General features: G+C 57.5%; 11 protein-coding genes. 6 read left to right on the top strand and 5 right to left on the bottom strand.

Annotated elements, in window-relative coordinates; all coding sequences use genetic code 11:
• Nucleotides 1-15: 15 nt before the first annotated feature.
• The 4 genes from MKI83_RS13745 (at nucleotide 16) to MKI83_RS13730 (ending at nucleotide 5,080) form a co-directional block, all read left to right on the top strand.
• Entirely contained in the window at nucleotides 16-333 is a 318-nt protein-coding gene (locus MKI83_RS13745) for a hypothetical protein (RefSeq protein ID WP_241587430.1), read from the top strand.
• 18 nt (nucleotides 334-351) lie between these two features.
• A complete protein-coding gene (locus tag MKI83_RS13740) occupies nucleotides 352-1,140 on the top strand; it encodes a putative metalloprotease CJM1_0395 family protein (RefSeq protein ID WP_241587428.1) in 789 nt (262 codons plus the stop codon).
• Nucleotides 1,141-1,307: 167 nt separating this feature from the next.
• Nucleotides 1,308-3,113, top strand: a complete 1,806-nt coding sequence (locus MKI83_RS13735; RefSeq protein ID WP_241587425.1) for a phenylacyl-CoA dehydrogenase — start codon at nucleotides 1,308-1,310, stop codon at nucleotides 3,111-3,113.
• A 188-nt stretch (nucleotides 3,114-3,301) separates the two neighbouring features.
• Nucleotides 3,302-5,080 carry an acyl-CoA dehydrogenase C-terminal domain-containing protein gene (locus MKI83_RS13730; protein WP_241587423.1) on the top strand — a complete coding sequence of 593 codons (1,779 nt, stop codon included), beginning with the start codon at nucleotides 3,302-3,304 and terminating at the stop codon, nucleotides 5,078-5,080.
• Between the two features lie 56 nt (nucleotides 5,081-5,136).
• Here MKI83_RS13730 and MKI83_RS13725 read toward each other — a convergent pair whose 3' ends face one another.
• From MKI83_RS13725 to MKI83_RS13715, 3 genes are all read right to left on the bottom strand, one after another.
• Nucleotides 5,137-5,793 (bottom strand): endonuclease I family protein, encoded by a 657-nt coding sequence (locus MKI83_RS13725; protein ID WP_241587421.1) that lies wholly within the window; start codon nucleotides 5,791-5,793, stop codon nucleotides 5,137-5,139.
• A 371-nt stretch (nucleotides 5,794-6,164) separates the two neighbouring features.
• Nucleotides 6,165-8,306 (bottom strand): hypothetical protein, encoded by a 2,142-nt coding sequence (locus MKI83_RS13720; protein ID WP_241587419.1) that lies wholly within the window; start codon nucleotides 8,304-8,306, stop codon nucleotides 6,165-6,167.
• Nucleotides 8,307-8,579: 273 nt separating this feature from the next.
• Nucleotides 8,580-10,397, bottom strand: a complete 1,818-nt coding sequence (locus MKI83_RS13715) for an acyl-CoA dehydrogenase (protein ID WP_241587417.1) — start codon at nucleotides 10,395-10,397, stop codon at nucleotides 8,580-8,582.
• A gap of 141 nt (nucleotides 10,398-10,538) precedes the next feature.
• Here MKI83_RS13715 and MKI83_RS13710 point away from each other — a divergent pair, with 141 nt between their 5' ends.
• Nucleotides 10,539-11,441: a 23S rRNA (adenine(2030)-N(6))-methyltransferase RlmJ gene (locus tag MKI83_RS13710; RefSeq protein ID WP_241587415.1), complete on the top strand. Its 903-nt coding sequence runs from the start codon at nucleotides 10,539-10,541 to the stop codon at nucleotides 11,439-11,441.
• A gap of 82 nt (nucleotides 11,442-11,523) precedes the next feature.
• On the opposite strand, the gene msrA is transcribed toward MKI83_RS13710, so the two are convergent.
• A complete protein-coding gene (gene msrA / locus MKI83_RS13705) occupies nucleotides 11,524-12,171 on the bottom strand; it encodes a peptide-methionine (S)-S-oxide reductase MsrA (RefSeq protein WP_241587413.1) in 648 nt (215 codons plus the stop codon).
• 119 nt (nucleotides 12,172-12,290) lie between these two features.
• Nucleotides 12,291-14,963, bottom strand: a complete 2,673-nt coding sequence (locus tag MKI83_RS13700; RefSeq protein WP_241587411.1) for a sensor domain-containing phosphodiesterase — start codon at nucleotides 14,961-14,963, stop codon at nucleotides 12,291-12,293.
• 98 nt (nucleotides 14,964-15,061) lie between these two features.
• Between MKI83_RS13700 and MKI83_RS13695 the strand changes: the two genes are divergently transcribed.
• Nucleotides 15,062-15,580, top strand: coding sequence for a hypothetical protein (locus MKI83_RS13695; protein WP_241587409.1), 519 nt, complete (start codon nucleotides 15,062-15,064; stop codon nucleotides 15,578-15,580).
• The last annotated feature ends 53 nt before the right edge of the window (nucleotides 15,581-15,633 follow it).

Here is a 15,633-nt window from a genome sequence, read left to right as displayed (position 1 = left end):
GACGGAGGTGTAACCATGCAAGTATCAGGCAGCGCACTCAGCGCTGGGTTGTCCGGTGTGCAAGCTGGCCAGCGGCGGATTGATCAAGCCGCGAGCGACATCGCACGCCAGACCTTACCGCAGCGTGAAGAAGTGCAGCAGGCGCAAGCCGAGCAAGCCAATCGTCCCGATCCTGCGAATAGCGCGCCGCCAGTGCGTACCGCAGAGCCGACCAGTGCCGTAGCGGATAGCTTGGTGGAATTGCGTGAAGGCCAGACCGAAGCGCAAGCCGGTGCCCAAGTGATCAAGACCGCTGACGAAGTGCTCGGCACTCTGGTTGACGTGCGCGCGTAAAGTCGTGAGCCGCGGCTGATGAACATTTCCTCGCTGGCAGCAATTTCGCCGAGCAGCGTGCCCAGTGCGCCGGTGCGTTTAACCCAAGCGCCGGTAGCCAGTGACCCTACGCAAACGACTTTGCCACCGGTAAGTGCCGGTGCCGAGTCAGTGGGTGCGGATCGCTCATCGGCAGAGCAAGGCCGACTGCAGCGCGAGCAAGGACAAAGCCAAAACCTGCAAGCCCAGCAAGAGCAGCAAGAGCAAGAGACTCAGCAGGCCGAGCAAACAGAAAAAGCCGAGGCCCAGCAGCAGCTAGCTGATCAGCAAGAGATCAGCCGCCTTGCCGCGCGTGATGCCGAAGTGCGCGCGCATGAGCAGGCGCATGCCGCTGTGGGTGGGCAATACGCCGGCGCGCCAAGCTATTCCTACAAGCGCGGGCCTGACGGGCAAAGCTATGCTGTTTCTGGCGAGGTATCGATTGATGCTTCGCCGATCCCCAATGACCCTGAAGCCACGCTAGCCAAGATGCAGCAGGTGCTCAGTGCGGCGCTGGCGCCGGCCGAGCCCTCGTCCGCTGATTTACGCATTGCCGCGCAAGCGCAAGCGGCGCTGAGTGAGGCGCGTGCACAATTGGCCGAGCAGCAGCGTGCGGAGCAAGTGGCGCAGCAAGAAGAGCGAGCTGTGCAAGCACAACAAGCTGAGGAGGAAGCAGAGCAAGCCCCAGAAGAAACGCCGCCGCTGGGTTCGCCGTTTGAGCTGGAGCTGTACCGACAGCTGCAAGCGCTATCTGCGCCGGAGGAGGGTGGCTTCAGCGCGCAAGCGTGATGGGCTTGACAAGCACAATCCTCAAAACGTATGTTTCAAACGCCTGTTTGATATTCGGCCTGCTAAGCTAAAAAACCTAGCGCCGAATGGAGTGGCGTGAACCATTCCCAGACGCGAACGCATCGTGCGTTCGAATAACAAGGACTCAACCTCTGAGGTTTACCGATATGCCCGAGTACAAGGCTCCCTTGCGTGATATTCGCTTCGTTCGTGATGAATTGCTGGGCTATGAAGCTCACTACGCCAGCCTGCCAGGCTGCGAAGAAGCCACCCCGGATATGTGCAACGCCATTCTTGAAGAAGGCGCGAAGTTTTGTGAGCAGGTTCTGTCGCCACTGAACCGTGTCGGTGACCAAGAAGGTTGTACTTGGTCCGAGTCGGGCGTGAAGACGCCGACTGGCTTCAAAGAAGCCTACCAGAAGTACGTTGAAGGCGGCTGGCCGAGCCTGGCCCACGATGTGGATCATGGTGGTCAGGGTCTGCCTGAGTCGCTGGGTCTGGTGATCAGCGAACTGGTTGGCGAGTCCAACTGGTCGTGGGGTATGTACCCAGGTCTGTCGCACGGCGCGATGAACACACTGGCCGAGCACGGCACCGATGAGCAAAAGCACGCTTACCTGAGCAAGCTGGTGACCGGCGAGTGGACTGGCACCATGTGCTTGACCGAGCCGCATTGTGGTACTGACTTGGGCATGCTTCGCACCAAGGCCGAGCCGCAGGCTGACGGCTCTTACAAAGTGACCGGCACCAAGATTTTCATCTCTGCTGGCGAACACGACATGGCAGAGAACATCGTGCACATCGTTCTGGCGCGTCTGCCCGACGCACCGGCTGGCACTAAGGGTATCTCTCTGTTCATCGTGCCGAAGTTTGTGCCCAACGCTGAAGGCAATGCCGGCGAGCGTAACGCGGTTTCTTGTGGCTCGATCGAGCACAAGATGGGTATCCACGGCAACGCCACTTGCGTGATGAACTTTGACGGCGCGACCGGCTACCTGATCGGCCCCGCTAACAAGGGTCTGAACTGCATGTTCACCTTCATGAACACCGCTCGTCTGGGTACCGCTCTGCAGGGCTTGGCCCACGCTGAGATCGGTTTCCAAGGCGGCCTGAAGTACGCTCGTGAGCGTCTGCAGATGCGTTCGCTGACTGGTCCTAAGGCGCCGGACAAGGCGGCTGACCCGATCATCGTTCACCCTGACGTACGCCGCATGCTGTTGACCATGAAGGCGTTCGCCGAAGGCAACCGCGCCATGGTGTACTTCACCGCTAAGCTGGTCGACATCGTTAAGTACAGCAAAGACGAAGAAGCGGTTAAACAAGCTGACGCGCTGCTGGCCTTCATGACCCCGATCGCTAAAGCGTTCATGACCGAAGTTGGCTTCGAAGCTGCTAACCACGGCGTGCAAATCTATGGCGGCCACGGCTTTATCGCTGAGTGGGGCATGGAGCAAAACGTTCGCGACAGCCGTATTTCTATGCTGTACGAAGGCACCACTGGTGTTCAGGCGATCGACCTGCTGGGTCGTAAGATCCTGATGACCCAAGGCGAAGCGCTGAAAGGCTTCACCAAGATCGTGCACAAGTTCATCCAAGCCAACGAAAACAACGAAGCGATCAAGCCTTTGATTGCCAAGTTGGCGCCGCTGAACAAAGAGTGGGGCGATCTGACCATGAAGGTCGGTATGGCTGCCATGAAGGACCGTGAAGAAGTGGGTGCGGCCTCTGTGGACTTCCTGATGTACTCAGGCTACGTCTGCTTGGCTTACTTCTGGGCTGACATGGCGCGTCTGGCTGCTGAAAAGCTGGCTGCCGGTACCGGCGATGAGGCCTTCTATAAGGCTAAGTTGCAGACCGCTAAGTTCTACTTCGAGCGTATCCTGCCACGTACTCGTACGCACGCAGAAACCATGCTGTCGGGTGCTAGCAACCTGATGGATCTGGCTGAAGAGGACTTCGCGCTGGGTTACTAATCCCAACGTGAGTCTGCGCTAGAAAACGCCCACCCTTCGGTGGGCGTTTTTGTTGGTGGGTATTTTGCTGTGGACTGAGCGGTCTTTTTATGACGCTATGGGCTTGAAATGTTGTTCGGATAGAATTGCGGTCACACCAATGCTGGCGCGAGCGCGGGCATTCATCGAACCGGATAGAGGAAAGCACCATGGCCGATTATCAGGCTCCGCTGCGCGATATGCGCTTTGTACTCAACGAAGTCTTTGACGTTTCTAAGCTGTGGGCGCAGCTGCCAGGCTTGGCCGAGGTGGTTGATGCCGAAACAGCGGCCGCTATCCTTGAAGAAGCCGGCAAGGTAACCGCTGGCAGCATCGCACCACTGAACCGTAGCGGCGATGAAGAAGGCTGCTCCTGGACTGACGGTGCGGTGAAAACCCCGACAGGCTTCCCAGAGGCCTACAACACCTACGCCGAAGGTGGCTGGGTGGGTGTCGGCGGTTCGCCAGAGTTTGGTGGCATGGGCATGCCGAAAGTGATCGGCGCGCAAGTCGAAGAGATGGTCAACTCGGCCAACCTGTCGTTTGGCCTGTACCCCATGCTGACCGCGGGCGCGTGCTTGTCGGTGTTGAACCACGCCAGCGAAGAGTTGAAAAACCAATACCTGCCCAACATGTACGCCGGTGTTTGGGCCGGTTCTATGTGTTTGACCGAGCCGCATGCGGGCACCGACTTGGGCATCATCCGCACCAAGGCTGAGCCGCAAGCCAACGGCAGCTACAAAATCACCGGTACTAAGATTTTTATCACCGGCGGTGAGCACGACCTGACCGAAAACATCATTCACTTGGTATTGGCCAAGCTGCCTGATGCGCCGGCCGGCCCGAAAGGCATCTCGCTGTTCCTGGTGCCTAAAGTGATGGTTAATGCCGATGGCTCGCTGGGTGCGAAGAACACCTTGGGCTGTGGTTCCATTGAGCACAAGATGGGCATTAAAGGCTCAGCTACCTGCGTGATGAACTTTGATGGTGCCGAGGGTTACCTGATCGGTGAAGTGAACAAGGGTCTGAATGCCATGTTCACCATGATGAACTACGAGCGTTTGGGTGTTGGTATTCAAGGCTTGGCCTTGGGTGAGCGCTCTTATCAGAGTGCGGTTGAGTACGCGCGTGATCGTATTCAAAGCCGTGCGCCAACAGGCCCAGTGGCCAAAGAAAAAGCCGCTGACCCGATCATCGTACACCCTGACGTGCGTCGCATGCTGTTGACCATGAAGGCATTGAATGAAGGCGGCCGTGCTTTCTCAAGCTACGTGGCGATGCAGTTGGACACCGCCAAGTACAGCGAAGATAAAGACGTTGCTAAGCGTGCCGAAGAGCTGGTCGCTTTGCTAACGCCTGTGGCCAAGGCGTTCCTCACCGACATGGGTTTGGAAACCACCGTACACGGTCAGCAAATCTTTGGTGGCCATGGCTTTATCCGTGAGTGGGGCCAAGAGCAACTGATTCGTGACTGCCGTATTACGCAGATCTATGAAGGCACCAACGGCATTCAGTCGCTGGACTTGATGGGGCGTAAAATTGTTGGCAGCGGCGGCAGCTTCTACAAGCACTTTGCCGATGAAATCAAAGCCTTTATCGCCAGTGCTGACGCCAGCTTGGCCGAGTTTACCCAGCCGCTGCAGGCTGCTGTGGCTAACCTCGACGACCTAACCGCGTGGGTGTTGGAGCAGGCGAAGCAAAACCCCAACGAAATTGGCGCCGCATCGGTAGAGTACCTGCAGGTGTTTGGTTACACCGCCTATGCCTACATGTGGGCCCTGATGGCGCGCGCGTCACTGGGTAAAGAGGCTGAGGATGCGTTCTATCAAAGCAAGCTTGGTACTGCGCGCTTCTTCTTTGCTCGTCTGCTGCCGCGCACTCAGTCGTTGAGTGCCTCGGTTAAGGCCGGCAGCGAGTCGCTGTATTTGCTCGACGCCGCGCAGTTCTAAGATATGAAGCAATAAAAAACCCGCTGCGGCGGGTTTTTTATTGGCTGCCCAAAGCGTTACGGCACCAGTTCGTTGACTAACTCGGGGTTGTCGATAAAGCGGTTCCGGTTGCCTTGGATGGATTCGATTTTGTCGTTGCGCGCGCGTTCTTCGTCATCCACGGGGTCCAGCTGGTGCCAGCGCTTAAGCATTTGCTCTTGGCCAACAATCGGTAGACCGTATTCGCGATGCATGTAAAACACCGCACGGGCGATATTGCCTTTGGCGCCGTCACGCGGTTCGATCACTTGGAAGGTGGTTCGCAGTTCACAGTCGATATCAGCAAACTTACTCGGCACGCTATCGGATAGCTCGCCAAACTGAGCGTTACGGCGCGTCAGCTCAACCCGTGAAAGTGCAGGGTAAAGATTGTGTAAGTCAGACAGCATGTGGCCATAACGGCCTGATTTCAGCGAGCACTGGTTGTCGGTCAGGCAGCGTAGTGAGCTTTTGATCTGCTTTTTGGTGTACACGGCGGAGGCCACAAACAGGCCGCCTTCTTCTTCGAAACCTTTCTCGCAAAACAGCGATGTGCCGCCGCTGGCATAAAGCTCGGGCCAGAAATGTTGTTGCTCGGTGGTTTTTGGATCACTAAAGCGCTCTTGTCCCCCTTCAAAGCTCAACGCTAAGGAGGGAAGAAAGCAAAGAGCCAATACGGCATAGCTTTGGCGCATGGTAGACCTCGCAAGTGTGCTGATCTGTTTATTGTTATAAGTGTGACCTGAGTCTAAAACAGAGCTTTGTGTTAGAAAATACCCCACGGTTTATGGCGTGTAAGTTTTGGCTTACACGACGCGGTGCTTTTGGCTGCTTTTGCTACGTCAGCGCGGTGCGTATCTTTAGCAACACAAGGACGTGGTGCAGGATGCACACAAAACAAAGGGATTGTAGGAATAAGTGCTAGGACGGCACTGTGACCAAGGATTGTCAGAATTTTTAGTCTGCAAACCCCGCTTCGGCGGGGTTTCTTTTTTTCTGCAGCATGAGCCGTCAAACGGCCCAACTTCACCGCTTTGGGCGATGAGGTTGGGCTATCGGCTTGTCGTCAGTGGCTCAGGCTGAGCATGCGAATGCGACTGATGCGGTGACGGTAAATCTCGCGCAGGTAGCGCACGGCCTTTTTAATGTTGGTCGAGCTTAAGCGGATGTCGTTGATCGAGGTGAAGCGCTCTTCATCACGAATCAGCTCACGGTACTTGCGCTCGTACATCGGTTTGATGGCAAACCAGTTGGTGTCGAGGATCTTGGCCGGGTTCTCGTAGGCGTTGACCAAGTTATCAATCTCGGACTCGTCAAAGTCTTCGGCTTGAATCAGGTCGAGGATGCGCTGGTCTAAGCGGTCATCGAATCGGTATTCGTCTTTAGCGAAGCAGCGCTTGATATACGCCACGAGCAGGGTCAGGAAATCGTCCGACAAGCAAGGACTCTTGGCCACCAAGGTGGTCAACGATAAGTTGGCCGACGCGCCGATCACCAGCGCATAACGCTTGAGGGTGGTGTTGGGGAACAAGTTGTTCAGGTGGGTCTTGAGGCGGTTCAGGTCGACGTACGACAGCTTGTAGTCTTTGGGCAGCGAGACAATCGAGACCACCGATGAGCAGTTCTTAAAGAAGTGCAGCTCGCGCAGTACCGAGGTGTCGTAATCATTATTGCGGAAGCTATCCAGTGCTTCGCGGTAATGTTCGGCCTCCACGGGCAGCAAACTGATGCCTTCAATGGCGCGGGTTTGCTCATTAAAGTGCGGTAGGTCGATGGAGCGGCAGAACAAGTCGTCGATTTCGATTTGACCGCTGCGCTTTTCGCCGCCCTGATCCGGCACCACGCTTTCGGCATAGGCGATCGCGACGGGGCCGGCCAGACTCATAAACAAGTCGTTGGCGTCGAGGCGGATGGTCTCGCCAATGTCGATGCCGGCGCGGCGGAAGTAGTGGTCGTCGTAATCCGAGGTCACCGCTTGGGCAGTGAGGATGTTAAAGATTTGCTGTGAGATGTACTGGTTGGCGTAGCGTTCCATCGAGTTGACGTCGATGTCGCGCGTGACCGCGTCGTCGCTGGCTTCGGCGTAGCGCATGATGTCGTTGGAGATCAACATCATGGCGTTCCACGGCCGAATCCGGCTCATCACATTTTGCGCGCCGTCGCGTTCGCGCTCGTCTTCGTAGTTGTAGGAGAAGTCCCACTCCTCGGACAGGTATTTGCACAGCAAGCGCCCGGCGTTGATGTGCAGGGCCTCAGACAGCTCGACCTTGTCGTCGCTGATGTTGGGCAGAATACAAATGCCGCTGGTAAAGATGGGCTCGAAGACAAAGGAATGCCGCTGGTCGTCTTCGCTGACCGGTTCGGCGACTTCAAAGGTTTTGGTTAGGTAAGCGTTTTGCTGTGCTAAGCCAAACTCTGAGGCCATGCCGGAGCCCGTGCCGCCACCGGCGCTGAAAATATAAAAATACAGGCGCGATTGGTTGGCTTTGATGCCGCACGAGTCAATCAGGTATGCGTGCAGGCGGCGCCAGCTTTCGTGGCTGAACTCGGCGGCTTCGCGGTTGAGGATGATGCGGCCAAGGTATTGGCCAAGAATCGGCGCGTTACCGGCGCCGCCGGCGTGGACTTCCGACAAGTCCATCACTTGCATCTTGCGGTAGTCGCGCAAGAAGTTGTTTTGGTTGTTGCGTGCGGAAAGGCGGATACGTCCGCTGATGTCTTTATCCAAGTCGCCGAGCAGCACGATGGGCTCGATCAGGTACACCGGATGAATACGGCCGCGAGGAATATGCAGTTGCCGACGAATCCAGCGCAGCGGCGTGCCCTCGGGCTCGCGCTGGGGCTTTTCTTCGCTGAAGGCTTCGTTGAGGTAAAACAGCCGCGCGTTGTACACCAGACTGGCAACATCCAGCGCGATGTTTGAACCGCAGCGGCCTAAGCCAATCAGGCACACCGAAGGAAAGTGATTTTCCGAAGGAATGAACTCTTCGTTGTCGGGCTGGGTGGATATCTCGTTCCGCAGGCCGTCGAGCTGATGCAGAATTTGCTCAAGATCGCGCTCAACATAGTAGAGCGGGCTTTTGCCATCCACTGGCAAGGTCGCCGGTGTGACGGGTTTTGGCCGGCTGGCGGTTTTGCTTTTGCGGGTTTTGTCGCTGGTGTTATCGGTGGTCGTTTCGACCTGGTCTTGTTCTTCTTGTTTTGCCACGACCTACTCCTTGCAGATCCCTAACGGATGAAAGGGCTGGCGATCGTTGGAGTAAGAAACGCAAGGCATAACGCCTAGTGAAACCGGCGGCCTGATGGTGTAACGCGTTCCCTACACAACAACACCTCGCACAAGCGCTTTGTCTTGAGCCTAATAGTGACGGGGCTTTCGAGCAAGTGTTGGCGTGCTGAGGGTGGTGTGTTGTGTTGATTTGACGTGAGTTATGTCGCTGCGCTGCCGATCACGCCGGTGGCGGATCGGCAGCGCAGGGCGTTAGAACCAGCTGTCTTGCATGGCAAGGCAGGTGTCGTCGCGGGCTTCGAGCAGCGCTAGATCGTGCTGGCATGCAGGCACTTCCCACGTTAGAAAGTAACGGGCCGCTTGGAGTTTGCCCTGATAAAAGGCGCGGTCGGCTTCGACGCCTGTACCGGCATCAAGTGCCGCCAAACCTTGTTCGGCGCGCACCGCTTGTGCCAGCCAGCGCCAACCAATCACGCTGTGACCAAAGGCTTTTAAGTACAGCGCGGCATTGGCCAGCCCCTGAGTAACCTTGCCTTGCATAAGGTCGCCAAGCACGGCGAGGGTGACGCTTTGCAGGCGATTAACCAGCTGCTGCAGCGGCTCTAATAAGGGCTTTAGCGAGCTAAAGGCGCTGGCTTGTTGGCAGGTTTGCTGGATCAGCTGGAGCAGTTGCTTAAGCGCGGCGCCGTTATTCTGCAACACCTTGCGGCCGAGCAGATCCATCGCCTGAATGCCGTGGGTGCCTTCGTGGATGGGGTTTAGGCGGTTATCGCGGTAGTACTGCTCCACCGGGTATTCGCGGGTATAGCCGTGGCCCCCGAGAATCTGAATCGCTAGTTCGTTGGCCTTGAGACAAAACTCAGACGGCCATGATTTGACGATGGGGGTGAGCAAATCCAGCAGTTCTTGGGCTTGCTGCCGTGCTTCGGGGCTGGTTTGCGTTTCGCTGTCATCAAACAGGCGGGCGGCGTAGAGGCCTAAATCAAAGGCGCCCTCGACGTAGGCTTTTTGCGCTAACAACATGCGCCGCACGTCAGCGTGCTCGATGATGCTGATCTGCGCGCTGCTGGGGTCTTTGCCGTCGGGTTGGCGGCCCTGTGGGCGGTTGCGGGCGTAGTCCAGCGAATACAGATAGCCGGCGTAGCCGAGCATAGTGGCGCCCATGCCGACGCCAATGCGCGCTTCGTTCATCATCTGGAACATGTACGACAACCCGTGGTGCGGCTTGCCGACCAAGTAGCCGACGCATTGGCCGTTATCGCCAAAATTCAGTGCGGTGGAAGTGGTGCCGCGCCAGCCCATTTTGTGGAACAGTCCGGCGAGGGTGACGTCGTTGCGCTCGCCGAGTGAGCCGTCGTCATTGACCAGAAACTTGGGCACGATAAACAGGCTGATGCCCTTAACACCTGCCGGGGCGTCGGGCAGTTTGGCCAGCACCATGTGCACAATGTTTTCCGAGATGGGCTGGTCGCCGCCGGAGATAAAAATCTTATTACCCTTGAGGCGATAGCTGCCGTCAGCCGCGGGTTCGGCGCGGGTGCGGATATCCGATAATGATGAGCCAGCATGCGGCTCGGTCAGCGCCATGGTGCCAAAGAAGCGGCCATCGATCATTGGCTGCAAGAAGCGGGCTTTTTGCGCGTCGTCGCCGAAGTTAGCAATCAGATTGCTCGCGCCCATGGTCAGCATGGCGTACGAGCTGGTTGCAATGTTGGCCGACTGGAAATGGGCAAAGCACGCCTGTGACAGTAAGTTGGGCAGCTGCATGCCGCCGACATCGTAGTCGCGCGTGGCATTGAGAAAACCCGCTTCGATAAACGCGTTTAGCGCGGGAGCGACTTCGGGGATCAGTTCGGCCGCACCGTTAACGTATTGCGGCTCGTGTTCGTCGCCTTTGCGGTTGTGCGGTGCGAATAAGTCGAGCGCAATGTGCTGGGCGGTGTCTAGGGCGGCGTCGAAGGTTTCGCGGCTGTGTTCGGCAAAGCGCTCGCGTTCGGTCAGCGCTTGCGCGTCGTGCATTTCGTACAGTTCAAACGCCAAGTTGCGGCGGCAAAGTAGGGTGTCGGCCATCGTCCGTGCCTCATCAGAATACGCAGGGTTAACACACTGTAGCGCTCACCCTACACGCTGCAAACGATCATCCCTGTCGGGAATGGCGGGCGATAACAGGCGCGGCGCTGTTAGAATGGCGGCCTTCATTGGGGAGCAAACATGAATTACCGTCACGCCTATCATGCGGGCAATTTTGCCGATGTGCTCAAGCACGCCGTGCTCGCGCGCCTGCTCAAACTCCTGCAGCGCAAAGAGGCGCCGGTGGCTTATATCGACAGCCACTCAGGCGTTGGCTTGTATGACTTGCAAGGCGTAGAGGCGGGTAAAACGGGGGAGTGGCAAGCCGGTATCGCCCGTTTGCCGGCCAACAGCGCCAGCGCCTTGCTGGCGGACTATCTGCAGGTGGTGGCGGCATTAAACCCGCAAGGTGGCGAGCGTTACTACCCCGGCTCGCCCGAGGTGGCGCGTCAGTTATTGCGTGAGCAAGACAGCCTGCAGTTGTGTGAAAAGCACCCGGCGGACTTTGCCTTGCTCAAGGACAACCTGCGTGCCGACGAGCGCGTGGTGTGCCATCACCGTGACGGCTGGCAAGTCGGCAAAGCGCTATTCCCCACGGATGAAAAGCGTGCGGTGTTGCTGATTGATCCGCCGTTCGAGGCCGAGGATGAATACAGCAGCGCGGTGCAAACGCTGCAAGATACCATCGCGCGGATGCGCCAAGCGGTGGTGGTGATCTGGTACCCGATTAAAGCCGAGCGGCAGCTCAATCGCTTTTATCAGCAGCTGGCGGCGTGTGGTGCGCCCAAGTTGTTGCGGGCCGAACTGTGGGTGCGCCCGGCCGATAATGCCGCCTCGCTCAATGGCAGCGGCTTGGCCATCGTCAATCCGCCGTGGCCGTTAGAGGATGACCTCAAAACAGGCTTGCCAGAGTTATTGGCAGTGCTGGATCAAGGCGGTGGTGGCTATCGTCTAGATTGGTTGATTGCTGAAGCAGCTGAGCCGCCGGCTAAGACGGCAGCCCCAGCGGCGAAAAAACCACGCAAGCCACGTCACGCGCGTTAGTCGATCGGTACCGCTTAGCGGCAGTCCTGCTAAACCCGCCAAGACGCCTAGCGCGTCTTGGCGGGTTTAAGGCCGCGTTTAATTACTCAGCAAAACACACGCCGGTACCGCGTAAGCCGCAGTAGCCGTTGGGTTTTTTGTGCAGGTATTGCTGGTGGTAGTCCTCGGCGGCGTAGAAGGGCACGTCCTGGCGGATTTCGGTGGTGATGGCATGGTAGCCCGCGCGGCGTAGCTCGGCTTCGTACACGGCTGCGCTGGCCTGTGCGGCTTGTTGTTGTGCGTCGCTGCTGCAATAAATGGCCGAGCGGTACTGCGTGCCTTGATCGTTGCCTTGGCGCATACCTTGGGTTGGGTCGTGGGACTCCCAAAACAGCGTGAGCAAATCGGCAAAGCTGATCTGGGCGGGATCAAACACCACTTGCACCACTTCGGTGTGGCCGGTCAGGCCCGAGCAGGCTTCTTCATAGGTGGGGTTGGGGGTAAAACCGCCCGCGTAGCCGGCTGCGGTACTCCACACGCCCGGCTGCTGCCAAAAGCGCCGCTCGGCCCCCCAAAAGCAGCCCATACCAAACACGGCCACTTCCAGTGACGGTGGAAACGGCCCGCGTAGCGGGTTGCCGGTAACCGCGTGCACGTTGTGCAGGGTAATCGGCTCAGGGCGGCCAGGCAGAGCTTGCTCGGCGCTGGGCAGGCTGGTTTTGTCGGTAAGGATGTCGGCGCGTGATGACATGGTAGGCCTCCAATCGGCATAGGAACATGCGCTAGGGCGGCACGGACGCAATCGGCACCGACCTAACGCTGTTGCTGTTTAGAGTACTGCATATTGGCGGTGTTACAGCGTTTTGCGCCTTAGCGTGGATAGCGTTTGAGTCGCTCGATCAGCTCGTGGGGAGCCAGCGGCTTGTCGAACAGGTAGCCCTGACCAATGTCGCAGTGGTGCTGGCGCAGAAAGTTCAGTTGCTCGCGGGTTTCGATGCCTTCGGCGACGACTTGCAACTTGAGGTTATGCGCCATGGCGATCACGGCGGCGGTGATTTCCATGTCCTCTTCTTGCTGAGGGATATCCATCACGAAACTGCGATCGATTTTGAGCACGTCGATTGGAAATTTTTTCAGGTAACTCAAGGATGAGTAGCCCGTACCGAAGTCATCCATGGCCAGCGTTACGCCCAATGCTTTTAATGACTCGAGCACGCTGAGCAAAGACTGACTGGCATCCATCAGCAGGTTTTCGGTTAGCTCCAGCTCAATGTGCGTGCCGCAAATATTTTCTTCTTGCAGGATGCGCGCGACGGAGCCGGCCAAGTCGGGATCAGAAAACTGTTTGGGTGACAGGTTGATGGCGATTTTGACCGCGCCTAAGCCCGCCTCGGCAAGGCGCTTATGCTCAAGGCACGCTTGGCGAATGACCCATTTGCCGATCGGCAAGATCAGCCCTGTTTCTTCGGCAACGCCAATGAATTGATCGGGGCGGATCATGCCCTTTTCGGGGTGACGCCAGCGTATGAGGGCTTCAAGACCTTGTAACTTGCCGCGAGTCAGGCAAATTTTTGGTTGGTAGTGCACTTCAAGCTCGCCTAAGTCGAGCGCGCGGTGCAGGTTGTTTTCGAGGAATAACCGATACGAGGCCTCGGCGATTAGGCTGGCATCGAAGGCGTGCACTCGATTCTTGCCGCCGGACTTGGCTTTGTGCAGCGCAAGCCCTGCGTGCTTCAGCAGCGCGTGTGGGTCTTCGGCGTGCTCGGCGGAGCAGGCCAAGCCCATGGAAACGGTGAGGTTAATCAGCTGATTGTCGAAGAACAGCGGCTTGCTCAGGGTGTCGAGCACTTCCGCGGCCACAATGTGCGCGTCTTCAAGGCTGCAGGCTTCCAGTAATACGGCAAACTCATTGCCGGCAAAGCGTGCCAGTTTGCCGGTTTGCCTAACGCAGTTATTCAGCCGCTTGGCTAAAGCCATCAGCAGTTTGTCGCCGGTTTGGTGGCCGAGGCTGTCATTGATGCGCTTGAAGTTGTCCACATCCAGCAGCATTAGGCAGGCTTGCTCGGTGCTGCTGTCGTTATAGAAGTCATCCAGCGCTTGTAAGAAACAGGCGCGATTGCCGAGGCCGGTGAGTTCGTCGATGTAAGCCAGACGTTCGATGCGTTGCTGGTCGAGTTTGTTGCGCGTGATGTCTTCGAAAATGCCGAGGTAGTGGGTCAGCTCACCATGTTCACTGAGGACGCGCGAGAGCGAGAGTTGTGCCCAGTAGGGGGCGAGGTCTTTGCGGTAGCTTTTTAGCTCACCGGTCCAGCGGTGTTCGCTACCAAAGGTCTGGTGCGGTTGCCGCAGCAGCGCGGCCAACGGTGCGAGAAACTCCAGCTGGTTGAGCGCGCGACCAATGATTTCGCCACTCTCGTACTGGGTGACATGGGTGAAGCTGGCGTTGGTGTATTCAATCTGTCCCAGCCGGTCGACCAAAATCACCGCGCTGGCGCTTTGCTCTAGCGCGCGCCGAAAGAGGTTCAAAGTGCTGCTGGCGTGCTGGCGCTCTTCGACCAACAGGGCTTGGCTGAGCTGGTCGGCTAGGGCGCCGGCAAAGGCAATCTCATCGTTCTGCCAGCGTCGCTCTGGGCCTTGGTGCTCAAGGCATAGCACGCCGACCACGCGCCCTTCGCTACGAATCGCGGCATCTAGCATCGAGCTGATGTTGAGCGGCTTTAGGTAGTTGAGCGCAAGTTCGCTGGTGCGTGGGTCTTGCTGCGCGTTGTGCGCATCAATGCTGCGGCCACTTTGCAGGGCTTTGAGGTAGCGCGGAAATAGCTGGATATCGAGGGTTTCCACTTTGGCAAAACAGCCTTCATTGCGCAGGTATAAGGCAATCGGAATGAGTTGGCTACCTTCAATGCGCCAAGCGCCGATACGCGCGACTTGAAACACTTCGCTGGCGGCGCGGGTAATTAATTGTGCGGCTTCGAGCAGGGGTTGGGCGCTGTTGAAACGATGCTTAGTGATTTCCAGCAGCATCTCTTGCTGCGCGCGCGAGCGCGAGAGGTGTTCTAGGTGGTTATCTTGGGCCTTGCGGTATAACTCCAGCGAGCTGCGCAGGCGTTGGTTATCTTCGTGCAGTGCTTGGGCGCGCAGCGCATCTTCTGCGGCCGGTTCCAGCCACAAATAGCCCCGTAGATAGTGGCCTTTGGCGTCCTGCTGGCGCTCGCCCGACTCACACACACGGTGCAGGCCGCCCGGCGTTTGTAAAAAATAGTGGATGCGGTAATGGCTGCGCTGTTCTAACTGGTGATTAAGGTCGTCAAACAACTGCTGGGGATTAGCCCCGTAGAGATAGTGCGCAAACGGGCGCGTGCTGTGACACAGTTCATCGGCGCTAAGACCAAAAAACGCCGCGCAGCGCTCATCCACAGCACTCAACTGCCATTGTGCGGTGTTGCTGCGTTGAAAGCGTAATAAACCCAGTTGACCTAAGAGTGGCAACTGCTTCACACCCTCGGGGTCCGCCCCTTTACGGACGTCGATGGGGTTTTCCATGCTTGTATCCCAGCAGATGACACTTTTACGGTGCGTCGCATCGGTTATGCTGCGTGATGCAGTTCACAACCTCAAATTCAGACGACAGAAGGTGCACCATGGTTCGAGGGCTGACAAGACATATCCTCCCGTTCGTTATCGGCGCGCTGGGCGTGAGCTTTAGCGCCGGCAGTGTTGCGCAAAGTGCAACACTCGATGGCGACGAACAGCAGCGCTTCTTAACCGAGCTGCGCCAATTGTATTTAGCCAAAGATGACCGCAGTGCCTTGTTGGCGCATGCCAACAGTCTGCTGCAAACCCATGCCTATCGCGCCGGTTATCAAGTCGGCAATGCCAATGCCGAAGACCTGCTGTATCAGCTGGAGGCCGGCAAAGGGGTGATCAATACCCGCGAAGAACGCCGCACACCGGCCGCTGTGGCGGTACGCAATCGTCAAGTTGAGGTCTACGGCGTGGACCCGTTTGTGAGCTATCGCTGCGAAGTGCGCCAGCCGACCTGTACGGTCTACCTGCCGCACAGTGAAAACACCTGGCTGACCATTGTGCGCGACCATGATGGCGCCGCTGAGCTGGCCAAGACCCTGTCGTTTTTAATTCGTAACGTGCAGCAGCGGTAAACCTTGGTATGCGTGCCAAGGCCTTGTTGGTCTTGGCGGCGCAAGAGTTAGAT

The organism is Atopomonas sediminilitoris, from assembly GCF_022601735.1.
In the GTDB taxonomy this organism is placed as follows: Bacteria; Pseudomonadota; Gammaproteobacteria; order Pseudomonadales; family Pseudomonadaceae; genus Atopomonas; species Atopomonas sediminilitoris.
This window is presented reverse-complemented; position numbering and strand designations above follow the sequence as displayed.